The following is a 21,169-nucleotide window of genomic DNA, read 5'->3' on the forward strand; positions in this document are numbered from 1 at the left end:
AGTTCATATAAAATAAACCAGTCTAGAATCCTAAAAATTATCTAGGATTTTAGGCTGGTTTTTAGGATTCTTATTCAACTGTAAAGGAACTCTTAAGCTAGATGGGCAAGAAAGTTATTTCTTGATTCATGAATCGCAAGAAGAAGATGATGATCGTACTCGTATCTATCATAGTACAGAGATGGATGGTGCAATTGCTTATGGTAAACCAGGTAAACCTACTCCATTATGGTTGTCATCTGTCATTGATAAAGAAATGCGCTATCTGCATGAGATTATGCAAAGAGCTCCAGTATCAGAAGAATTTACAAAACTATTGACAGATGAAGCTGCTCTAAAAGCAATTGCTACTGCAAATGCTTGTACCCAGTCTATGTTTGAAGATCGCAAAGTGAAGCTATCTGAGATAGCAAAATAAATATCGGTATTCTCTTATAATAAGTCAAGCACCTCTTTGAAAGTACTTTTAAAGAGGTGCTTGACTTGCTTTCTTTTTAAAACTGCAATCTATCATATAACAAACTCTTGAAAGCGCTTTAAAAATAGTATATAATTGTCTCATAAGAAAAAAGGAAAAGGAGGAAAAAGGATGCCACAGATTACTAAAGAAGCCTTGATTAATCAAATTAAAGATGGAATCATTGTTTCTTGTCAGGCCCTTCCTCACGAACCGCTTTATACAGAAGCGGGAGGAGTTATCCCCTTGCTGGTCAAAGCGGCTGAGCAAGGTGGAGCAGTCGGTATTCGAGCCAATAGTGTTCGTGATATCAAGGAAATCAAAGAGGTTACAAAACTTCCGATTATCGGGATTATCAAACGAGATTATCCACCTCAAGAACCCTTCATCACTGCTACTATGAAAGAAGTTGATGAACTAGCAGAGCTAGACATTGAGGTAATTGCTCTGGACTGTACGAAGCGAGAACGCTATGACGGTTTAGAAATTCAGGAGTTTATCCGTCAGGTCAAGGAAAAATATCCTAACCAGCTCTTGATGGCTGATACTAGTACCTTCGAAGAAGGATTAGCAGCTGTAGAAGCAGGAATTGACTTCGTTGGAACAACCTTATCAGGTTACACATCTTATAGTCCAAAAGTGGACGGTCCCGATTTTGAATTAATCAAAAAGCTCTGTGATGCGGGTGTAGATGTTATCGCTGAAGGGAAAATTCATACACCAGAACAAGCTAAACAAATCCTGGGATACGGAGTAAGAGGCATTGTTGTTGGTGGCGCTATTACTAGACCAAAAGAGATTACAGAACGCTTTGTTGCTGGTCTTAAATAACACAATCTCAAAACAGAGGAGAGTGGTGGAAGCGTCGGATAAAATGAAAACGTATACAGATGCAAACTTGCTCATTATCCAATATGGATACGCTTATAAATAGGAGAATACAAATGAAATTTAGAAAACTAGCTTGTACAGTACTTGCAGGTGCTGCAATTCTTGGTCTTGCTGCTTGTGGAAATTCTGGTGGAAGTAAAGATGCTGCAAAATCTGGTAGCGATAGCGGAAAAACAGAAATTACTTGGTGGGCATTCCCAGTCTTCACTCAAGAAAAAACTGGTGACGGTGTTGGAACTTATGAAAAATCTATCATCGCAGCCTTTGAAAAAGCAAACCCAGATGTTAAAGTGAAATTGGAAACTATCGACTTTAAGTCAGGTCCAGAAAAAATCACTACAGCTATCGAAGCAGGTACAGCTCCAGACGTCCTCTTTGACGCACCAGGACGTATCATCCAATACGGTAAAAATGGAAAATTGGCTGACTTGAACGACCTCTTTACAGACGACTTTGTTAAAGATGTTAACAATGAAAATATTGTAAAAGCAAGTAAAGCTGGCGATAAAGCTTACATGTATCCAATCAGTTCAGCACCATTCTACATGGCTATGAACAAGAAAATGTTGGAAGAAGCTGGAGTTGCGAACCTTGTAAAAGAAGGTTGGACAACAGACGACTTTGAAAAAGTATTGAAAGCACTCAAAGCTAAAGGCTATACACCAGGTTCATTGTTCAGTTCAGGTCAAGGGGGAGACCAAGGAACACGTGCCTTCATTTCAAACCTTTATGGTGCTTCTGTAACTGATAAAGATGTTACTAAGTATACAACTGATGATCCTAAATTCGTTAAAGGTCTTGAAAAAGCAACTAGCTGGATTAAAGATGGTTTGTTGAACAATGGTTCACAATTTGATGGTGGAGCAGATATCCAAAACTTTGCTAACGGCCAAACATCATACACTACTCTTTGGGCACCAGCTCAAAATGGTATCCAAGCCAAACTCTTAGAAGCAAGTAAAGTAGAAGTGGTAGAAGTACCATTCCCATCTGATTCTGGTAAACCAGCTCTTGAATACCTTGTAAACGGATTTGCAGTATTCAACAACAAAGACGACAAAAAAATTGCTGCTTCTAAGAAATTTGTTCAATTCATTGCTGATGATAAAGAATGGGGTCCAAAAGATGTTGTTCGTACAGGAGCATTCCCAGTTCGTACATCATTTGGTAAACTCTATGAAGACAAACGTATGGAAACAATCGGTGCTTGGACTAAGTACTACTCTCCATACTACAATACAATTGATGGTTTTGCAGAAATGAGAACTCTATGGTTCCCAATGTTGCAATCAGTTTCAAATGGCGATCAAAAACCAGCTGATGCATTGAAAGCATTTACTGAAAAAGCAAACGAAACTATCAAAAAAGCTACTAAACAATAAACCCTAAACCAGATTTTGTAGCCCCTTTTCCCTTTGCACGCTTGTGTAAGAAAAGGGGGCTTTTATTTAAAAGGTAAATCATCATTCTCTTAGGAGATTATCATTAAAAAGAAAAGGAAAGAGAGGTGCCTACAGTGAAAGTTAATAAAATTCGTATGAGAGAAACAGTTATTTCTTATGCTTTCCTAGCGCCAGTTTTATTCTTCTTCGTTGTCTTCGTTTTAGTACCAATGATTATGGGCTTCATCACAAGTTTCTTTAACTACTCTATGACTAGTTTTGAATTTGTGGGCTTAGATAACTATATCCGTATGTTTAAAGATCCTGTCTTTACAAAATCTCTGATTAACACAGTTATTTTGGTTGTTGGATCTGTACCGATTGTTGTTCTATTTTCGCTCTTTGTGGCGTCGCAAACCTACCATCAAAATGCTATTGCCAGATCCTTCTACCGTTTCGTCTTCTTCCTTCCAGTTGTTACAGGTAGTGTTGCCGTAACAGTTGTATGGAAATGGATTTATGATCCACTATCAGGTATCTTGAACTTTGTGCTTAAATCAAGTCATATCATTACTCAAAATATTTCATGGCTGGGAGACAAACACTGGGCATTGATGGCGATTATGATTATCCTCTTGACAACTTCAGTTGGTCAACCGATCATCCTCTACATCGCTGCTATGGGTAATATTGATAATTCATTGGTTGAAGCTGCCCGCGTTGATGGTGCAACTGAGTTTCAAGTTTTCTGGAAGATTAAATGGCCAAGCCTCCTTCCAACAACTCTTTACATCGTAATCATCACAACAATTAACTCATTCCAAGTTTTCGCCTTGATTCAGTTGTTGACATCTGGTGGTCCAAACTACTCTACAAGTACCTTGATGTACTACTTATACGAAAAAGCCTTCCAATTGACAGATTATGGCTATGCCAACACAATTGGTGTCTTCTTGGCAGTTATGATTGCTATCGTAAGTTTTGTTCAATTTAAAGTACTCGGAAACGATGTAGAATACTAAAGAAAGGAGACAGCTATGCAATCTACACAAAAAAAACCATTAACAGCCTTTACTGTTATTTCAACAATCATTTTGCTCTTGTTGACTGTGCTGTTCATCTTTCCATTCTACTGGATTTTGACAGGTGCCTTCAAGTCACAACCTGATACCATTATGATTCCGCCACAATGGTTCCCCAAAATGCCAACCATGGAAAACTTCCAACAACTCATGGTACAAAACCCTGCTATGCAATGGATGTGGAACTCAGTATTTATCTCATTGGTAACGATGTTCTTAGTCTGTGCAACTTCATCTCTAGCAGGTTATGTATTGGCTAAAAAACGTTTCTATGGTCAACGTATCCTCTTTGCAATCTTTATTGCTGCCATGGCTCTTCCAAAACAAGTTGTCCTTGTACCATTGGTACGTATCGTCAACTTCATGGGAATCCACGATACTCTCTGGGCAGTTATCTTGCCTTTGATTGGATGGCCATTTGGGGTTTTCCTTATGAAACAATTTAGTGAAAATATCCCAACAGAGTTGCTTGAATCAGCTAAAATCGATGGTTGTGGTGAGATTCGTACTTTCTGGAGTGTAGCCTTCCCAATTGTAAAACCAGGGTTTGCGGCTCTTGCAATCTTTACCTTCATCAATACTTGGAACGACTACTTCATGCAGTTGGTTATGTTGACTTCACGTAATAATTTGACTATTTCACTCGGTGTTGCGACCATGCAAGCCGAAATGGCAACCAACTATGGTTTAATCATGGCAGGGGCAGCTCTTGCTGCTGTGCCAATCGTAACAGTCTTCTTAGTCTTCCAAAAATCCTTCACACAAGGTATTACTATGGGAGCTGTTAAAGGATAAGAAACGCTTTCTTTTACAGTATCAATTGGCTATTGCTAGCACTATCTAAAAGCCTCCGACAGTGAATGACACTGTTGGAGGTGTTAGTTTTAATCGCTTAATGACGATTTTTAAAGGAGAAAATAATGATTTTTGACGATTTGAAAAATATTAGCTTTTATAAAGGAATTCATCCAAATCTTGACAAGGCAATTGATTATCTTTATGAACATCGTAAAGATTCGTTCGAGTTAGGAAAATATGATATTGATGGGGATAAGGTCTTTCTAGTTGTTCAAGAAAATGTCCTAAATAAAGCTGAAAATGACCAGTTTGAACATCACAAGAACTATGCAGACTTGCATTTATTGGTAGAAGGGCATGAATATTCGAGCTACGGTTCACGTATCAAAGATGAAGCAGTAGCATTTGACGAAACAAGTGATATTGGTTTTGTCCATTGTCATGAACAGTATCCACTTTTACTAGGTTATCACAATTTTGCAATTTTCTTCCCAGGAGAACCACATCAACCAAATGGTTATGCAGGTATGGAAGATCAAGTTCGCAAGTATTTGTTTAAAATTTTAATTGATTAGAATAATAGAGATAGCTGATGACTATCTTATTAAGCACTTTTGAAAATTGAGTTTAAGAGTTGAATCTTATCAATTGATAAATCGGAATGATTTAGATAGTGGTAGAAATGAAATGATAGGGGGAGTAAAAAATGTCACAAAAAGGAAGAAGTCTCATCAAGGCTGCATTTGATACAGATAATTTTCTAATGCGAATTAGTGAGAAGGTTTTAGATATTGTAACAGTCAATCTTCTCTTTGTAGTAACTTGTTTGCCAATCGTAACGATTGGGGTAGCCAAAATTAGTCTCTATCAGACAATGTTTGAAATCAAGCAAAGTAGACGTGTTCCAGTTTTTAGAACATATCTAAGAGTTTTCAGGCAAAATCTGAAATTAGGTTTTCAGTTGGGGATGTTAGAATTGGGAATTGTATTTCTAACTCTTTCAGATCTCTATCTTTTCTGGGGGCAAACAGCTCTGCCCTTCCAATTGGTGAAAGCTATTTGTCTAGGTATTCTTATCTTCCTCACTATTGTGATGTTGGCTAGTTACCCTATTGCGGCACGTTATGACCTATCTTGGAAAGAAATTCTTCAAAAAGGACTGATCTTGGCTAGTTTTAATGCTCCTTGGTTTATCTTGATGATCGTAATTATCTTTTTGATTTTGATGATTCTATATCTATCAGCTTTTACCCTTCTATTGGGAGGATCAGCTTTTATTCTCTTTGGTTTTGGACTTCTTGCTTTTTTACAAGTGGGAGTGATGGAAAAGCTATTTGCTAAGTATGAGTAAGGCTTGCAATTATTTCTGAAACTACTTTCAAACGCTCCCAAAGCTATTCTATAAGCGAGAAACTAAAATCTAAGTGTCTAAAAGATATTGAAAGCCTTTTCTCTAAAGTGTATACTAAAGAAGTAAAGAAAGAATCTGCTCTAGCAGAAAATAAAAATAACAGGAGAAAATCTATGTCAGATTTGAAAAAATACGAAGGTGTCATTCCAGCCTTCTACGCATGTTACGATGAACAAGGAGAAGTAAGTCCAGAGCGCACACGTGCCTTGGTTCAATACTTCATTGATAAAGGTGTTCAAGGCCTTTATGTCAATGGATCTTCTGGTGAATGTATCTACCAAAGCGTTGAAGACCGTAAGTTGATTTTGGAAGAAGTCATGGCAGTTGCCAAAGGTAAATTGACCATCATTGCTCACGTTGCTTGCAACAATACCAAAGATAGTATGGAACTTGCTCGCCATGCAGAAAGCTTGGGTGTAGATGCCATTGCAACGATTCCACCAATTTACTTCCGCTTGCCAGAATACTCAGTCGCTAAATACTGGAATGATATCAGCTCTGCAGCTCCAAACACAGACTATGTGATCTACAACATCCCTCAATTGGCAGGTGTTGCTTTGACTCCAAGTCTTTATACTGAAATGTTGAAGAATCCTCGTGTTATCGGTGTGAAGAACTCTTCTATGCCAGTTCAAGATATCCAAACTTTTGTGAGCCTTGGTGGAGAAGACCATATCGTCTTTAATGGTCCAGATGAGCAGTTCCTAGGAGGACGCCTCATGGGTGCTAAGGCTGGTATCGGTGGTACTTACGGTGCTATGCCAGAACTCTTCTTGAAACTCAACCAATTGATTGCGGATAAAGACTTGGAAACAGCGCGTGAATTACAATACGCTATCAATGCTATCATTGGTAAACTCACTTCTGCACATGGAAATATGTATGGTGTCATTAAAGAAGTCTTGAAGATCAATGAAGGACTTAATATTGGATCTGTTCGTTCACCTTTGACACCAGTGACTGAAGAAGATCGTCCAGTTGTGGAAGCAGCTGCAGCCTTGATTCGTGAAACTAAGGAGCGCTTCCTCTAATTCATAAGGAGGTATTTATGACTAACTACATTGCAATTGATATCGGTGGAACTAACATCAAGTATGGTTTGGTTGATCAAGAGGGGCAACTTCTTGAATCGCATGAGATACCGACAGAGGCACATAAGGGTGGCCCCCATATTTTAGAGAAAACCAAACAGATTGTAGCTAGTTATCTTGAAAAAGATTCTGTAGCAGGTGTTGCCATTTCTTCGGCAGGTATGGTGGATCCTGACAAGGGTGAGATTTTCTATGCTGGCCCACAGATTCCAAATTATGCAGGTACACAGTTCAAAAAGGAAATCGAGACTAGCTTTGATATTCCTTGTGAAATTGAAAATGATGTCAACTGTGCAGGCCTTGCAGAAGCAGTTTCGGGATCTGGTAAGGGAGCAAGTGTGACCCTTTGCTTAACCATTGGGACAGGTATTGGTGGTTGTTTAATTATTGACGGTCAAGTCTTCCATGGTTTTAGTAATTCTGCCTGTGAGGTTGGCTATCTACACATGCAAGATGGAGCCTTCCAAGATTTAGCTTCGACCACAGCTTTGGTTCGTTATGTAGCAGAAGCGCATGGTGATCCCGTTGATCAGTGGAATGGTCGTCGAATTTTTAAAGAAGCTACTGAAGGGAACAAACTCTGCATGTATGGTATCGACCGTATGGTTGACTATCTAGGAAAAGGTCTAGCTAATATTTGTTATGTGGCCAATCCAGAAGTAGTTATTCTAGGTGGCGGAATTATGGGACAGGAAGCGATTCTGAAACCAAAAATTCGTGCAGCTTTGAAAGAAGCCTTGGTACTAAGTTTGGCTGAGAAAACAAGATTAGAATTCGCCCAGCATCAAAATACTGCAGGTATGTTGGGAGCCTACTATCATTTTAAAACAAAACAATCCTAGTTTGGCTAAGCCAAACTAGGATTTTCTAGGTACGACGGGCATATAGTTCATCTGTGTTGTATAGTAAATTGAAACAAGAACAAGACAAAAGAGCCTCGAAAAAAGTACTACAACTCGGTAATGCCTTTTTGAGGTGCTTTTTGATATGAGCCCATGTTTTCTCAATAGGATTGTACTCAGGTGAGTAGGGAGGAAGAGGTAAAAGTTTATGCCCAAACTCTTCACACAAGAGTTCTAGCTTACCCATTCTATGGAATCTTGCATTATCCATAATGATAACTGATGGTTTGTTTAAGGTTGGTAAGAGAAACTTCTGAAACCAAGCTTCAAAAAAGTCGCTCGTCATCGTCTCTTCGTAAGTCATTGGAGCGATTAACTCACCATTTGTTAGCCCTGCAACCAAAGAAATCCTCTGATATCTTCTTCCAGATACTTTACCTCTTATTAACTGACCTTTTAAAGAGCGACCATATTCTCGATAAAAATAAGTATCGAATCCTGTTTCATCAATATAAACAGGTGCTAGATGCTTTAAACTATTAAAACTTTTAAGAAATAAAGCTACTTTTTCTGGGTCTTGTTCATAGTAGGTGTGGTTCTTTTTTTTCGAGTGTAGCCCATAGCTTTGAGAGCATAGTGAATGGTAGTTGGGTGACATCCGAATTCAGCAGCTATCTCAGTCAAATAAGCGTCTGGATTGTCAGTAAGATAGTTTTTGAGACATCTGCTAGGACGCAGACTTTTATCGTCGCATGGTAGACTAGGAGGATCCTTATGACAGATTTTCTGATTCTTCCTCTTATTCTCATAGTCGTGGGCACGATTGCCTTGATTCTCTGGATGCTCATAGTTCTGGCTAGTGGATTGTTTTTAATTGGACTAGCCTGTGCTACTCTCTTTACTGAGGTATATGGATTCTATCTTCTCTTTACAGAAACTGAACTTTACACGGCAGATTTAGCTCAAAATGGATTATTTGGTTTTACGACTTTCTTTATCATCTTTAATTTAGTTTTACTGGCTTTAGCATGCTGGGCAGGATACAAGTGGAAGAAAGAATAGAAAATAATCTTAACAAGTTCAAAATTGATTCCGCTTTTTAGGACATGAAAAATTTTAGAAATTGATTCTTTCAAATCAAAACTTCTTGACTTTCTTTATAATTGTGAGATAATAAAGAAAATCTATAAAGGAATTATATAAAATGGCTATAGCGAATTCAAGTAAAATGGTGACCTTCCAAGCTAATAGAGAATTGGTAAATGATGCTATGGAAGTGTTAAAAGAACAAAATCTCTCTCTTTCATCAGCACTCAGATTATTTTTAAAGAATGTTGTCGTAACAAATGAAGTAGATTTACTAAGTGAAGAGGAATTGGAGAAGGAGTATTTATTTAGACAATTACAAGCAGAAGTTCAAGAAAGTTATGCCAAGATTGAGGCTGGAAATTATTTGACAGATGAGGATGTCGTGACACGCTATGGATTATAAAAAATATAGGATTTTGTATTCTCCTAGAGTGATTGATAGTCTGGATAAAATATATCAGTATATAGCGGAGGAAATTGGTTCTGTAGAGGCTGCGAGACGAAAAGTAGCGAATATTAGAAAGGATATTAATCGGCTGGAAATTTTCCCCCAAGCTGGATTTGATGCCGATGAAAAATTTGGTAAGAGATTAGATCCTCACTATCAAACGAGAGGATTGACCTTGAGTAAGGATTACATCGTATTATATACAATTGTTGAGGATACCGTCAGACTTGCTTATTTACTCCCTTCAAAAAGTGATTACATGAAATTATTTAAGACCGAGTCAAGATATGATTGACTCAGGATCTAGATGAGTTATATTTAGTGACGAATAAAAATCCTAGTTTGGTAATGCCAAACTAGGATTTTCTAACTCTTCTTTGTCTTCGATAGCCATTAAGTTTTTTATTCTCCCAGTAGCTATTGAAAATTTTTTCTTTGTTTTCTCGATTGATTTCTAAAAAGTAAGCATAAATCAAATCAACCCAAAAAAGCATTGGAAGTTGAGAGGAGATACGTTGAATATAGGATGATTGATTGTGACTAGCAACCAGTACAGTTTCAGTATACAGTTGGTTTTCTTTGTTTGGTACGCTGGTAAAGAGGACTGTTTTTGCCCCCATTTCTTTAGCATCTAACAAGCTATCCAGAATAGATTGAGTGGCTCCAGATAGTGAAAAACCTAGAACCAAGCAATTGTCATCCATGATACTAGTAGTCCAAGCAAAGCCATCTTGATCGGTTATAGCTTCACATACCACCCCTAAACGCATAAAGCGTAATTTCATCTCACGAGCGACAAGGCCAGAGCTTCCAGTGCCAAAAAAATAGACTCTTTCAGCATCTTCTATCATATTAGCTATTCGTTCTATTTGATTTTCATTAATTAATTCTTGAGTTTGCTCTCGCATATTGCTATAGCTTCTGAGAACACCTTGGATAAGAGGATTATGGGTCGATAGCTGAAGATTTTGGTTATCAATTTGATGTTGGTATTGGAAAATAAATTCTCTATAGCCAGTAAAACCACACTTTTTAGCAAAACGAGTTAGGGCAGCCTGGGAAATATGAAGTTTCTGAGCGACATTTTGTGATGATAAATCATCCTGTATCGTATCGACCTGTAAGAAATAGCGAGCAATTTCTTGTTCTAATTCAGTTAATTCATCAAAGTGGAGATCAATAATAGAGGGAATGTCTTGATTGTTCATGGGATTCCTTTGTATGATTTATATTAAATTGAAAGAAAAAATTTTCTATTGGTTGACATTATTATACCATATAAAATAATGATAATTAAATAAAAAAGAAAAGCTCTTTTAAAAATCAAATAAAGTACTCCCATTTTCCATAATTTTCTTCTCAATTTGTGGTACAATGAAGAATGAGATTTTAAATAGAAATGAGACTGACTTGTATGAGAAAATTTGATAGCCATTCGATTCCGATTCGGCTTAATTTATTGTTTTCAATTGTTATTTTGCTCTTTATGACCATCATTGGTCGCCTGCTTTACATGCAGGTTTTGAACAAAGATTTTTATGAGACAAAACTAGCATCGGCAAGTAAAACAAAGGTGACAACTAGTTCGGCTCGTGGACAAATCTACGATGCAACAGGGAAACCTCTCGTCGAAAACACCATCAAGCAAGTTGTATCTTTTACAAGGAACAACAAGATGACGGCCGCAGATTTGAAAGAAACAGCCAAGAAGTTGCTAGCCTATGTGGGAGTTTCTTCTCCAACATTGACTGACCGACAGTTGGCGGACTATTATCTAGCAGATCAAGATGTCTACAAGAAAGCAGTGGAAAGCTTACCACGTGAGAAACGCCTTGATTCTGATGGGAATCAATTATCTGAGTCTGAGCTTTACAATAACACAGTAGAAAGCATAGATCCAAGTCAATTGACCTACTCGGATGACGAAAAGAAAGAAATTTACCTCTTTAGCCAACTCAATGCAGTAGAAAATTTTGCGACAGGAACCGTTGCGACAGATTCCTTGACAGATACACAGATTGCCTTGATTGCTTCGGCTTCTAGGAATTTACCTGGTATCAGTATTTCAACTTCCTGGGATCGAAAGGTTCTAGAAACTTCGCTTTCTTCTATAGTAGGAAGTGTTTCCAGTGAAAAAGCTGGTCTCCCAGCCGAAGAAGCAGATTCCTATCTTAAAAAAGGTTATTCTTTAAATGACCGTGTTGGAACTTCTTATCTAGAAAAACAATATGAGGAAACCCTGCAAGGAAAACGCTCGGTAAAAGAGATCCATCTAGACAAGTATGGCAACATGGAGAGTGTCGAAAATATCGAAGATGGTACCAAAGGGAACAATATTAAACTGACCATCGATTTGGCATTTCAAGATAGCGTGGACAATCTGCTTAAGAGTTATTTCAATTCTGAGTTAGGAAATGGAGGAGCTAGATATTCTGAAGGTGTTTATGCAGTTGCTTTGAACCCCAAAACAGGTGCAGTTTTGTCTATGTCAGGGCTCAAACATGACCTGAAAACGGGGGAATTGAAGCCTGATTCCTTGGGAACGGTGACCAATGTCTTTGTTCCAGGTTCGGTTGTCAAGGCTGCAACTATCAGTTCTGGTTGGGAGAATGGAGTCTTATCAGGGAATCAGACCTTGACAGACCAACCGATTGTCTTCCAAGGTTCAGCTCCAATTAATTCTTGGTATACTCAAGCCTACGGTTCATTCCCGATTACAGCTGTGGAAGCCTTGGAGTATTCTTCTAATACCTATATGGTTCAAACGGCTTTGGGCATTATGGGTCAGACCTATCAACCCAATATGTTTGTTTTAACTAACAATTTAGAATCCGCTATGGGGAAACTTCGTTCGACATTTGCTGAATATGGTCTTGGAGCCTCAACAGGCATTGACCTTCCAGATGAGTCAACTGGTTTTATACCAAAAGAGTATAATTTTGCTAATTACATTACCAATGCATTTGGTCAGTTTGATAACTACACCCCAATGCAATTGGCCCAGTACGTTGGAACTATTGCCAACAACGGTGTTCGGATTGCACCTCACATTGTTGAGGGGATTTATGGAAACAACGAACAAGGTGGCTTAGGGAACTTAATCCAATCTATTGATACCAAGGAAATGAATAAAATTAATATTTCTGAGTCTGATGTTTCCATCCTCCAACAAGGATTTTATCAAGTTTCTCACGGTGGGAGTGCTTTGACAACAGGTCGTGCCTTTTCCAATGGTGCAGCTGTATCCATTAGTGGGAAAACGGGTACTGCCGAAAGTTATGTAGCAGGTGGTCAAAAAGCCAACAACACCAACGCCGTGGCTTATGCCCCATCAGATAATCCTCAAATCGCTGTAGCTGTTGTCTTTCCACATAACACCAATCTGACAAATGGTGTCGGCCCTTCCATTGCGCGCGACATTATCAACCTCTATAACCAACATCATCCAATGAATTAGAAAGGAATATATGCTTTATCCAACACCTATTGCCAAGCTAATTGACAGTTATTCCAAGTTACCGGGTATCGGGATTAAGACGGCTACACGTCTGGCCTTTTATACGATTGGGATGTCTGATGACGATGTCAATGAATTTGCAAAAAATCTCCTTTCTGCTAAGAGAGAGCTGACCTATTGCACCATCTGTGGTCGTTTGACTGATGACGATCCTTGCTCTATCTGTACCGATCCGACTCGTGACCAGACGACAATTTTAGTTCTCGAGGATAGTCGTGATGTGGCAGCCATGGAGAACATCCAAGAATATCATGGACTCTATCATGTTTTGCATGGACTCATTTCTCCCATGAATGGTATTAGTCCGGATGATATCAATCTCAAGAGCCTCATGACTCGTCTGATGGATAGTGAGGTTTCAGAGGTAATCGTAGCAACCAATGCTACGGCAGATGGGGAAGCAACTTCCATGTATCTTTCACGTTTGCTCAAGCCAGCTGGGATTAAAGTTACGCGCCTAGCACGTGGTCTTGCTGTGGGGGCAGATATCGAGTATGCAGATGAAGTCACACTCTTACGAGCCATTGAAAATCGAACAGAGCTGTAAGTCTAGACAAATTAACAAACTCAATTCATTTATACCAAAAATCAAGGAGGTCGATATTTGTTTTATCGGTCTCTTTTTAGATATATTGAAGACCAGTATCAGGTTCAAGTTTCAAAAAAGAAGCAAATATGATATACTAAAGAACGAGTATTCTATTAGAATTGGAACAAATAATATGAAGCAAACGATTATTCTTTTATACGGTGGGCGTAGTGCAGAGCGTGAAGTCTCTGTCCTTTCAGCTGAGAGTATCATGCGTGCGGTCAACTACGATCGTTTCACAGTCAAGACTTTCTTTATCAGCCAGTCAGGTGACTTTATTAAAACGCAAGAATTTAGCCAGATTCCTGGTCAAGAGGACCGTCTCATGACCAATGAAACTATTGATTGGGATAAGAAAGTTGCTCCAAGTGCTATCTATGAAGAAGGGGCAGTGGTCTTTCCAGTCCTTCACGGTCCGATGGGAGAGGATGGCTCTGTCCAAGGATTCTTGGAAGTTTTGAGAATTCCTTACGTTGGTTGCAACATCTTGTCATCAAGTCTTGCCATGGATAAAATCACGACCAAGCGTGTTCTGGAATCTGCTGGTATTGCCCAAGTTCCTTATGTGGCCATCGTCGAAGGTGATGATGTGACTTCTAAAATCGCTGAAGTTGAAGAAAAATTGACTTATCCAGTTTTCACAAAACCATCAAACATGGGTTCTAGTGTCGGTATTTCTAAATCTGAAAATCAAGAAGAACTCCGTCAAGCCTTGGAACTTGCCTTCCGATATGACAGCCGTGTCTTGGTAGAGCAAGGGGTGGATGCTCGTGAAATCGAGGTTGGTCTACTGGGCAACTACGATGTCAAAAGCACCCTTCCAGGAGAAGTAGTCAAGGATGTTGCCTTCTACGACTATGATGCCAAGTATATTGATAATAAGATTACCATGGACATCCCAGCCAAGATCAGTGATGATGTGGTAGCTGTCATGCGTCAAAATGCAGAAACTGCCTTCCGTGCAATCGGTGGTTTAGGTCTATCTCGTTGTGATTTCTTTTATACAGATAAGGGAGAGGTTTTCCTCAACGAGCTCAATACCATGCCAGGTTTCACCCAGTGGTCTATGTATCCACTACTTTGGGACAATATGGGAATCAGCTACCCAGACCTGATCGAGCGTTTGGTTGACCTTGCCAAGGAAAGTTTTGACAAGCGCGAAGCGCATTTGCTATAAAAATGAAAGAGAGGGTAGAAGCCAGAACCATCGCTGCAAGGTGACTTGAGTTCTCGGACTTCAACCCTTTTTAAAGGAGTAGAAATGAAATTAACAATCCATGAAGTGGCTCAAGTTGTAGGAGCTAAAAATGATATCAGCATATTTGAGGACACTCAGTTAGAAAAAGCTGAGTTTGATAGTCGTTTGATTACTACAGGGGACTTGTTTGTTCCACTTAAAGGTGCGCGTGATGGGCATGACTTTATCGAGACAGCCTTTGAAAATGGTGCAGCAGTAACTCTATCTGAGAAAGAGGTCGCAAATCATCCCTACATTCTAGTAGATGACGTTTTGGCTGCCTTTCAATCACTAGCTGCCTACTATCTTGAAAAAACGACTGTTGATGTCTTTGCTGTCACAGGTTCAAATGGTAAGACGACGACCAAGGATATGTTGGCGCATTTACTGTCAACGACCTACAAGACCTACAAAACTCAAGGCAACTACAATAATGAGATTGGTCTTCCCTATACAGTTCTCCATATGCCTGAAGGGACAGAAAAGTTGGTTTTGGAGATGGGGCAGGATCACTTGGGCGATATTCATCTCTTGTCTGAATTGGCTCGTCCAAAAACAGCCATCGTGACCTTGGTTGGAGAAGCCCATTTGGCTTTTTTCAAAGACCGTTCTGAGATTGCTAAAGGAAAAATGCAAATTGCAGACGGGATGGCACCTGGTTCCTTGCTTTTAGCGCCAATTGACACTATTGTAGAGGACTACTTGCCAACTGATAAAAAGGTGGTCCGTTTTGGTCAAGGAGCAGAGTTGGAAATTACCGACTTGGTTGAGCGTAAGGATAGTCTGACCTTTAAGGCTAATTTTTGGGGACAAGTCCTCGATTTGCCAGTGACTGGTAAGTACAATGCCACCAATGCTATGATTGCATCCTATGTTGCCCTACAAGAAGGAGTTTCAGAGGAGCAAATTCGTTTGGCCTTCCAACATCTTGAATTGACGCGTAACCGTACCGAGTGGAAGAAAGCAGCCAATGGAGCAGATATTCTGTCTGACGTATACAATGCCAATCCAACTGCTATGAAGTTGATTTTAGAGACTTTCTCTGCCATTCCAGCCAATGAAGGTGGCAAGAAAATTGCGGTTTTAGCGGACATGAAGGAACTCGGTGACCAGTCTGTTCAGCTTCATAATCAGATGATCTTGAGCCTTTCGCCAGATGTGCTGGATACCGTTATTTTCTATGGAGAAGACATTGCTGAATTAGCCCAATTGGCCAGTCAAATGTTTCCAATCGGCCACGTTTACTACTTCAAAAAAACAGCCGACGAGGACCAATTTGAGGCTATGACTAAGCAGGTCAAGGAAAGCCTTGGAGTTCATGACCAAATCCTACTAAAAGGATCCAACTCTATGAATCTAGCCAAGTTGGTAGAAAGTTTAGAACATGAAGACAAGTGATTTTGTCAAGTATTTGCAAAGAATGATTGCCATTACAGATACTGGATTAACCTTTACAAAGGATCCTTTTGACCGTGAGCGTTATGAGGACTTGCGGGTCCTTTTATCTGAAATGCTGGATCAAGCATCAGACCTCGATGTAGAAGAAGTGGCAGAAGTCTTGAAACCAACTTTCGCTTATGCGACTCCTTTAATGGACGTCCGTGCTTGGATAGTTGAGGATGAAAAAATTTGTCTGGTTAGGGGACAAGGAGAGAATGATTGGGCTTTGCCAGGTGGCTTTGGCGAGGTCGGTTATTCACCAACTGAAAATATTCTCAAGGAAATTGAAGAAGAAACCGGTTTCAAAGCCAAAGTTGAAAAACTACTAGCTGTTTTTGATACCAATCGTTTCCAACTACAGAGTAAACAATATGCAAAGTTTGTTTTTGAATGTAAGCTTCTCGCTGGGCAATTCCAAGAAAATCAAGAAATTGCTGACCTTCAATTTTTTGCCATTGACCAACTGCCGAACTTATCTGAAAAACGCATTACCAAGGAGCAAATAGAGATTCTTTGGCAGGTTTATCAAGGTCAGAGGGAGCAATATCTTGACTAAGAAGATGATTATCGTATTTCTAAATCCATTTTTGACAAATAGCATGGTATAATAATATGCAGGAAAATTTTGAATCATGAGGAAGACTAGATGAATTTATGGGACATTTTCTTTACGACTCAGGCAACAGAGCCACCCAAGTTTGATCTTTTTTGGTATGTTAGCCTATTTACGCTCTTAGCCTTAACCTTTTATACAGCCTATCGCTATCGTGAAAAGAAGGTTTACCAACGATTTTTCCAAATCTTGCAGGCGGTTCAGTTAATCCTACTTTATGGTTGGTATTGGGTCAATCATATGCCGCTATCAGAAAGCCTACCTTTTTACCATTGCCGTATGGCTATGTTTGTGGTGCTCTTGCTTCCTGGTCAGTCTAAATATAGGCAGTATTTTGCATTATTGGGAACATTTGGGACATTAGCAGCCTTTGTTTATCCAGTTCCAGATGCCTATCCTTTCCCACATATTGCGATTTTGTCCTTTATCTTTGGGCACCTAGCTCTTTTGGGGAACTCATTGGTTTATCTATTAAGACAGTATGATGCACGATTGCTGGATGTAAAAAGAATTTTTCTCATGACCTTTGCCCTAAATGCCTTGATTTTTGTGGTCAATTTGGTAACAGGTGGCGATTACGGATTCTTGACAAAACCGCCATTGGTTGGGGATCACGGCTTAGTAGCTAATTATTTGATCGTGTCAGTAGCCTTGTCTGCCGCGATTACCTTGACCAAGAAAATCTTGGAACTATTTTTAGAGCAAGAAGCAGAAAAAATGATTGCAAAGAAAGCTTAGAAATGAGCTTTCTTTTTTCATAAATCTGATTTTTTATAATTTGTTTGGAAAATAAAAAGCTGATGAGCAAAAGTGAAAAAATAGCAAGTAAATTTAGGAAAAAACTAAGCACGATTGGATTTTTTGTGTTATAATATTCTGTGAATAGCTATGCCCTATTTTAGCTATATTGAATAGAAGTTAGAAACTTGGAAGATAGAGAGGATGCGATGTAATGGCTAGAGATGGTTTTTTTACAGGCTTAGATATTGGAACCAATTCGATTAAGGTATTGGTTGCTGAGCTTAGAAATGGTGAACTAAACGTAATTGGTGTAAGTAATGCCAAGAGTAAAGGTGTAAAAGATGGGATTATCGTTGATATTGAAGCAGCAGCAACTGCTATTAAGTCGGCTATTTTCCAGGCAGAGGAAAAAGCAGGCATTTCAATCAAATCAGTGAATGTTGGTTTGCCTGGAAATCTTTTGCAAGTAGAACCAACTCAAGGAATGATTCCAGTGACATCTGATACAAAAGAAATTACAGATCAAGATGTCGAGAATGTTGTCAAATCAGCCTTGACAAAGAGTATGACACCCGATCGTGAAGTCATTACTTTTATTCCAGAAGAATTTATCGTAGATGGTTTCCAAGGTATTCGTGACCCGCGTGGAATGATGGGGGTGCGTCTTGAAATGCGTGGTTTGCTTTACACAGGTCCACGTACTATTCTTCACAATTTACGCAAGACAGTTGAGCGCTCAGGTGTACAAGTTGAAAATATTATTATTTCACCATTGGCTTTGGTTCGTTCAGTCTTGAACGAAGGCGAGCGTGAATTTGGAGCTACTGTGATTGATATGGGAGCAGGTCAAACAACTGTTGCTACAATCCGTAACCAAGAACTCCAGTTTACAAATATTTTTCAAGAAGGTGGAGATTATGTCACAAAAGATATCTCTAAAGTCTTGAAGACTTCACAGAAATTAGCTGAAGGATTGAAGTTGAACTATGGAGAAGCCTACCCTTCGCTTGCAAGCAATGAAACCTTCCAAGTTGAAGTGATTGGTGAAGTAGAGCCTGTAGAAGTTACAGAAAGCTACCTAGCAGAGATTATTTCAGCTCGCATTAAACACATTTTTGAACAAATCAAACAAGAGTTGGAAAGAAGACATTTGTTGGATCTTCCAGGTGGAATTGTTCTGATTGGTGGAAATGCTATTTTACCAGGTATTGTAGAACTTGCACAGGAAGTCTTTGGTGTTGGTGTCAAACTTTACGTTCCAAATCAAGTTGGAATTCGTAACCCTGCTTTTGCTCATGTGATTAGCTTGTCTGAATTTGCTGGTCAATTGACTGAGGTGCATTTGTTAGCACAACGAGCAGTCAAGGGTGAAGATACCTTGCGTCACCAACCAATCAATTTTGGTGGGATGATTCAACGTGTCACCCAGGTGTCACAACCTACCCCGATTCAATCAGCTTCAAATACAGAGGTGGAACCATCAGCTTCTACGAACGTAGTTGCTCCGAAAGAGGATAAAGTATCTTCTCAAAATAAACAAAAAATCGCAGATCGCTTCCGTGGTTTAATCGGAAGTATGTTTGATGAATAAAAGAGGAAAAATAAACTATGACATTTTCATTTGATACAGCGGCTGCTCAAGGTGCAGTTATTAAAGTAATCGGTGTTGGTGGAGGTGGCGGCAACGCCATTAACCGCATGGTTGACGAAGGTGTTACGGGCGTAGAATTTATCGCAGCAAACACAGATGTACAAGCTTTGAGTAGTACAAAAGCTGAGACCGTAATTCAGTTGGGCCCTAAATTGACACGTGGTTTGGGTGCTGGAGGTCAACCTGAAGTTGGTCGAAAAGCTGCCGAAGAGAGCGAAGAAACATTGACAGCTGCTATCAGTGGAGCGGATATGGTCTTCATTACTGCTGGTATGGGTGGTGGATCAGGTACTGGTGCAGCTCCTGTTATTGCTCGTATTGCTAAAGATTTAGGTGCTCTTACAGTTGGTGTTGTGACACGTCCTTTTGGTTTTGAAGGAAGCAAACGTGGACAATTTGCTGTTGAAGGAATCAACCAACTTCGCGAACATGTAGATACCCTATTGATTATTTCAAACAACAACTTGCTTGAAATTGTTGATAAGAAAACTCCACTTCTTGAAGCACTCAGCGAAGCTGATAACGTACTTCGCCAAGGTGTTCAAGGGATTACAGATTTGATTACAAATCCTGGTTTGATTAACCTTGACTTTGCCGATGTGAAAACAGTTATGGCAAATAAAGGGAATGCTTTAATGGGTATCGGTATCGGTAGTGGAGAAGAACGTGTGGTAGAAGCAGCTCGTAAGGCAATCTACTCACCACTTCTTGAAACAACTATTGACGGTGCTGAAGATGTTATCGTCAACGTTACTGGTGGACTTGACTTAACTTTGATTGAAGCAGAAGAAGCATCAGAAATCGTTAACCAAGCAGCTGGTCAAGGAGTGAACATCTGGTTGGGAACATCTATTGATGAAAGCATGCGTGATGAAATTCGCGTAACAGTTGTTGCAACAGGTGTTCGTCAAGATCGTGTTGAAAAAGTTGTTGGACATGCACCAAAACAAGTTGTTCGTCATGAACAAGTGAGTCCAAGTCATACACGTAACTATGACCGTCACTATGACATGGCTGAAACTGCAGAAATTCCAAGTCCAGCACCTCGCCGTACAGAAACTTCTAAAACATCAGCATTTGGTGATTGGGATTTGCGACGTGAGACGATTGTTCGTCCAACTGATTCCCTTGTATCGCCAGTTGAACGTTTCGAAGCACCATCTTTAGAAGAGGATGAATTAGAAACTCCTCCATTTTTCAAAAATCGTTAAGTAAATGAATTTGAAAGAAAATACAGAACGTGTTTTTCAACAAATAAAGGATGCAAGTCAGCAGGCAGGAAGAGAAGATAATTCTGTTTCAGTTGTTGCTGTTACAAAATATGTAGACGTACCAACAGCGGAGGCTTTGCTTCCGCTAGGTGTGCATCATATTGGTGAAAATCGTGTGGATAAGTTCCTTGAGAAATATCAAGCTTTAAAAGACCAAGATATTAGTTGGCATTTGATTGGCACTTTGCAAAGACGTAAGGTTAAGGATGTTATTCAATATGTTGATTATTTCCATGCTTTGGATTCATTAAAGCTAGCAGAGGAAATTCAAAAGAGAAGTGACCGAGTTATTAAGTGTTTCTTACAAGTGAATATCTCAAGGGAAGAGAGCAAACATGGTTTTTCAAAGGAAGAACTATTGGAACTCTTGCCAGAGTTGGCAACCTTAGATAAAATTGAATATGTAGGCTTGATGACAATGGCTCCTTTTGAAGCTAGTAGTGATGAGTTGAAAGAGATTTTTAAAGCTACACAGGATTTGCAACTAGAAATTAGAGAAAAACAAATTTCCAATATGCCAATGACGGACTTGAGTATGGGGATGAGTCGTGACTACAAGGAAGCGATTGAATTTGGCTCAACATTTGTCAGAATTGGCACAGCATTTTTTAAATAGGAA

21 protein-coding genes and 2 pseudogenes are annotated in these 21,169 nt (G+C 39.3%); 21 read left to right on the forward strand and 2 right to left on the reverse strand.

Annotation, left to right across the window (positions count from 1 at the left end; genetic code table 11):
• Nucleotides 1-70: 70 nt before the first annotated feature.
• From CJ239_RS09180 to CJ239_RS09220, 9 genes and pseudogenes are all read left to right on the forward strand, one after another.
• Nucleotides 71-418: pseudogene (locus CJ239_RS09180) on the forward strand (Gfo/Idh/MocA family oxidoreductase); the annotation flags it as partial.
• Between the two features lie 171 nt (nucleotides 419-589).
• The gene (locus tag CJ239_RS09185; RefSeq protein WP_001135682.1) at nucleotides 590-1,288 is read left to right on the forward strand and encodes an N-acetylmannosamine-6-phosphate 2-epimerase; all 699 of its coding nucleotides are present in this window, start codon (nucleotides 590-592) and stop codon (nucleotides 1,286-1,288) included.
• Nucleotides 1,289-1,401: 113 nt separating this feature from the next.
• Nucleotides 1,402-2,730 carry an ABC transporter substrate-binding protein gene (locus tag CJ239_RS09190; RefSeq protein WP_042900522.1) on the forward strand — a complete coding sequence of 443 codons (1,329 nt, stop codon included), beginning with the start codon at nucleotides 1,402-1,404 and terminating at the stop codon, nucleotides 2,728-2,730.
• 155 nt (nucleotides 2,731-2,885) lie between these two features.
• A complete protein-coding gene (locus tag CJ239_RS09195; RefSeq protein ID WP_180958260.1) occupies nucleotides 2,886-3,752 on the forward strand; it encodes a carbohydrate ABC transporter permease in 867 nt (288 codons plus the stop codon).
• Between the two features lie 15 nt (nucleotides 3,753-3,767).
• Nucleotides 3,768-4,607: a carbohydrate ABC transporter permease gene (locus CJ239_RS09200; protein ID WP_001192119.1), complete on the forward strand. Its 840-nt coding sequence runs from the start codon at nucleotides 3,768-3,770 to the stop codon at nucleotides 4,605-4,607.
• 125 nt (nucleotides 4,608-4,732) lie between these two features.
• Nucleotides 4,733-5,185: a YhcH/YjgK/YiaL family protein gene (locus CJ239_RS09205; protein WP_042900524.1), complete on the forward strand. Its 453-nt coding sequence runs from the start codon at nucleotides 4,733-4,735 to the stop codon at nucleotides 5,183-5,185.
• A gap of 131 nt (nucleotides 5,186-5,316) precedes the next feature.
• A complete protein-coding gene (locus CJ239_RS09210) occupies nucleotides 5,317-5,961 on the forward strand; it encodes a YesL family protein (protein WP_102211338.1) in 645 nt (214 codons plus the stop codon).
• A gap of 173 nt (nucleotides 5,962-6,134) precedes the next feature.
• Nucleotides 6,135-7,052 (forward strand): dihydrodipicolinate synthase family protein, encoded by a 918-nt coding sequence (locus CJ239_RS09215; protein ID WP_001281525.1) that lies wholly within the window; start codon nucleotides 6,135-6,137, stop codon nucleotides 7,050-7,052.
• A 17-nt stretch (nucleotides 7,053-7,069) separates the two neighbouring features.
• Nucleotides 7,070-7,954, forward strand: coding sequence for an ROK family protein (locus CJ239_RS09220; RefSeq protein WP_102211339.1), 885 nt, complete (start codon nucleotides 7,070-7,072; stop codon nucleotides 7,952-7,954).
• A 25-nt stretch (nucleotides 7,955-7,979) separates the two neighbouring features.
• Here the strand turns inward: CJ239_RS09220 and CJ239_RS09225 are convergent.
• Nucleotides 7,980-8,674 (reverse strand): annotated as a pseudogene (locus CJ239_RS09225) (IS630 family transposase); the annotation flags it as partial.
• A 54-nt stretch (nucleotides 8,675-8,728) separates the two neighbouring features.
• Between CJ239_RS09225 and CJ239_RS09230 the strand changes: the two are divergent.
• From CJ239_RS09230 to CJ239_RS09240, 3 genes are all read left to right on the forward strand, one after another.
• Nucleotides 8,729-9,016: a DUF5966 family protein gene (locus tag CJ239_RS09230; protein WP_102211340.1), complete on the forward strand. Its 288-nt coding sequence runs from the start codon at nucleotides 8,729-8,731 to the stop codon at nucleotides 9,014-9,016.
• Nucleotides 9,017-9,158: 142 nt separating this feature from the next.
• Entirely contained in the window at nucleotides 9,159-9,446 is a 288-nt protein-coding gene (locus tag CJ239_RS09235; protein WP_102211341.1) for a hypothetical protein, read from the forward strand.
• Complete coding sequence (locus tag CJ239_RS09240; protein ID WP_102211342.1) at nucleotides 9,436-9,786, forward strand: type II toxin-antitoxin system RelE/ParE family toxin; 351 nt, start codon at nucleotides 9,436-9,438, stop codon at nucleotides 9,784-9,786. Before CJ239_RS09235 ends, CJ239_RS09240 begins: the two co-directional genes overlap by 11 nt.
• A 61-nt stretch (nucleotides 9,787-9,847) precedes the next feature.
• On the opposite strand, the gene CJ239_RS09245 is transcribed toward CJ239_RS09240, so the two are convergent.
• Nucleotides 9,848-10,699 carry a MurR/RpiR family transcriptional regulator gene (locus tag CJ239_RS09245; RefSeq protein ID WP_102211343.1) on the reverse strand — a complete coding sequence of 284 codons (852 nt, stop codon included), beginning with the start codon at nucleotides 10,697-10,699 and terminating at the stop codon, nucleotides 9,848-9,850.
• A gap of 191 nt (nucleotides 10,700-10,890) precedes the next feature.
• Here CJ239_RS09245 and pbp2b point away from each other — a divergent pair, with 191 nt between their 5' ends.
• From pbp2b to CJ239_RS09290, 9 genes are all read left to right on the forward strand, one after another.
• Nucleotides 10,891-12,948 carry a penicillin-binding protein PBP2B gene (pbp2b, locus tag CJ239_RS09250; RefSeq protein WP_102211344.1) on the forward strand — a complete coding sequence of 686 codons (2,058 nt, stop codon included), beginning with the start codon at nucleotides 10,891-10,893 and terminating at the stop codon, nucleotides 12,946-12,948.
• A 10-nt stretch (nucleotides 12,949-12,958) separates the two neighbouring features.
• The gene (gene recR / locus CJ239_RS09255) at nucleotides 12,959-13,555 is read left to right on the forward strand and encodes a recombination mediator RecR (RefSeq protein ID WP_102211345.1); all 597 of its coding nucleotides are present in this window, start codon (nucleotides 12,959-12,961) and stop codon (nucleotides 13,553-13,555) included.
• Nucleotides 13,556-13,730: 175 nt separating this feature from the next.
• Entirely contained in the window at nucleotides 13,731-14,774 is a 1,044-nt protein-coding gene (locus tag CJ239_RS09260) for a D-alanine--D-alanine ligase (protein ID WP_102211346.1), read from the forward strand.
• Nucleotides 14,775-14,858: 84 nt separating this feature from the next.
• Nucleotides 14,859-16,232 carry a UDP-N-acetylmuramoyl-tripeptide--D-alanyl-D-alanine ligase gene (murF, locus tag CJ239_RS09265; RefSeq protein WP_102211347.1) on the forward strand — a complete coding sequence of 458 codons (1,374 nt, stop codon included), beginning with the start codon at nucleotides 14,859-14,861 and terminating at the stop codon, nucleotides 16,230-16,232.
• A complete protein-coding gene (locus tag CJ239_RS09270) occupies nucleotides 16,219-16,830 on the forward strand; it encodes an NUDIX hydrolase N-terminal domain-containing protein (protein ID WP_102211348.1) in 612 nt (203 codons plus the stop codon). The genes murF and CJ239_RS09270 overlap by 14 nt, the downstream gene beginning before the upstream one ends.
• A 90-nt stretch (nucleotides 16,831-16,920) precedes the next feature.
• Nucleotides 16,921-17,625 (forward strand): TIGR02206 family membrane protein, encoded by a 705-nt coding sequence (locus CJ239_RS09275; RefSeq protein ID WP_102211349.1) that lies wholly within the window; start codon nucleotides 16,921-16,923, stop codon nucleotides 17,623-17,625.
• Between the two features lie 214 nt (nucleotides 17,626-17,839).
• Nucleotides 17,840-19,219 (forward strand): cell division protein FtsA, encoded by a 1,380-nt coding sequence (gene ftsA / locus CJ239_RS09280; protein WP_102211350.1) that lies wholly within the window; start codon nucleotides 17,840-17,842, stop codon nucleotides 19,217-19,219.
• Nucleotides 19,220-19,236: 17 nt separating this feature from the next.
• Complete coding sequence (gene ftsZ / locus CJ239_RS09285; RefSeq protein WP_102211351.1) at nucleotides 19,237-20,490, forward strand: cell division protein FtsZ; 1,254 nt, start codon at nucleotides 19,237-19,239, stop codon at nucleotides 20,488-20,490.
• A gap of 4 nt (nucleotides 20,491-20,494) precedes the next feature.
• Nucleotides 20,495-21,166, forward strand: coding sequence for a YggS family pyridoxal phosphate-dependent enzyme (locus tag CJ239_RS09290; RefSeq protein WP_102211352.1), 672 nt, complete (start codon nucleotides 20,495-20,497; stop codon nucleotides 21,164-21,166).
• Nucleotides 21,167-21,169: the final 3 nt, after the last annotated feature.

The sequence above is a fragment of the Streptococcus sp. UMB0029 genome, from assembly GCF_002871495.1.
Lineage (GTDB): Bacteria > Bacillota > Bacilli > Lactobacillales > Streptococcaceae > Streptococcus.

Coding starts and splice junctions, on each gene's coding strand:
- CJ239_RS09185 (WP_001135682.1), top strand. CDS start 590: ATGCCACAGATTACTAAAGAAGCCTTGATTAATCAAATTAAAGATGGA.
- CJ239_RS09190 (WP_042900522.1), top strand. CDS start 1,402: ATGAAATTTAGAAAACTAGCTTGTACAGTACTTGCAGGTGCTGCAATT.
- CJ239_RS09195 (WP_180958260.1), top strand. CDS start 2,886: ATGAGAGAAACAGTTATTTCTTATGCTTTCCTAGCGCCAGTTTTATTC.
- CJ239_RS09200 (WP_001192119.1), top strand. CDS start 3,768: ATGCAATCTACACAAAAAAAACCATTAACAGCCTTTACTGTTATTTCA.
- CJ239_RS09205 (WP_042900524.1), top strand. CDS start 4,733: ATGATTTTTGACGATTTGAAAAATATTAGCTTTTATAAAGGAATTCAT.
- CJ239_RS09210 (WP_102211338.1), top strand. CDS start 5,317: ATGTCACAAAAAGGAAGAAGTCTCATCAAGGCTGCATTTGATACAGAT.
- CJ239_RS09215 (WP_001281525.1), top strand. CDS start 6,135: ATGTCAGATTTGAAAAAATACGAAGGTGTCATTCCAGCCTTCTACGCA.
- CJ239_RS09220 (WP_102211339.1), top strand. CDS start 7,070: ATGACTAACTACATTGCAATTGATATCGGTGGAACTAACATCAAGTAT.
- CJ239_RS09230 (WP_102211340.1), top strand. CDS start 8,729: ATGACAGATTTTCTGATTCTTCCTCTTATTCTCATAGTCGTGGGCACG.
- CJ239_RS09235 (WP_102211341.1), top strand. CDS start 9,159: ATGGCTATAGCGAATTCAAGTAAAATGGTGACCTTCCAAGCTAATAGA.
- CJ239_RS09240 (WP_102211342.1), top strand. CDS start 9,436: ATGGATTATAAAAAATATAGGATTTTGTATTCTCCTAGAGTGATTGAT.
- CJ239_RS09245 (WP_102211343.1), bottom strand. CDS start 10,699: ATGAACAATCAAGACATTCCCTCTATTATTGATCTCCACTTTGATGAA.
- pbp2b (WP_102211344.1), top strand. CDS start 10,891: ATGAGACTGACTTGTATGAGAAAATTTGATAGCCATTCGATTCCGATT.
- recR (WP_102211345.1), top strand. CDS start 12,959: ATGCTTTATCCAACACCTATTGCCAAGCTAATTGACAGTTATTCCAAG.
- CJ239_RS09260 (WP_102211346.1), top strand. CDS start 13,731: ATGAAGCAAACGATTATTCTTTTATACGGTGGGCGTAGTGCAGAGCGT.
- murF (WP_102211347.1), top strand. CDS start 14,859: ATGAAATTAACAATCCATGAAGTGGCTCAAGTTGTAGGAGCTAAAAAT.
- CJ239_RS09270 (WP_102211348.1), top strand. CDS start 16,219: ATGAAGACAAGTGATTTTGTCAAGTATTTGCAAAGAATGATTGCCATT.
- CJ239_RS09275 (WP_102211349.1), top strand. CDS start 16,921: ATGAATTTATGGGACATTTTCTTTACGACTCAGGCAACAGAGCCACCC.
- ftsA (WP_102211350.1), top strand. CDS start 17,840: ATGGCTAGAGATGGTTTTTTTACAGGCTTAGATATTGGAACCAATTCG.
- ftsZ (WP_102211351.1), top strand. CDS start 19,237: ATGACATTTTCATTTGATACAGCGGCTGCTCAAGGTGCAGTTATTAAA.
- CJ239_RS09290 (WP_102211352.1), top strand. CDS start 20,495: ATGAATTTGAAAGAAAATACAGAACGTGTTTTTCAACAAATAAAGGAT.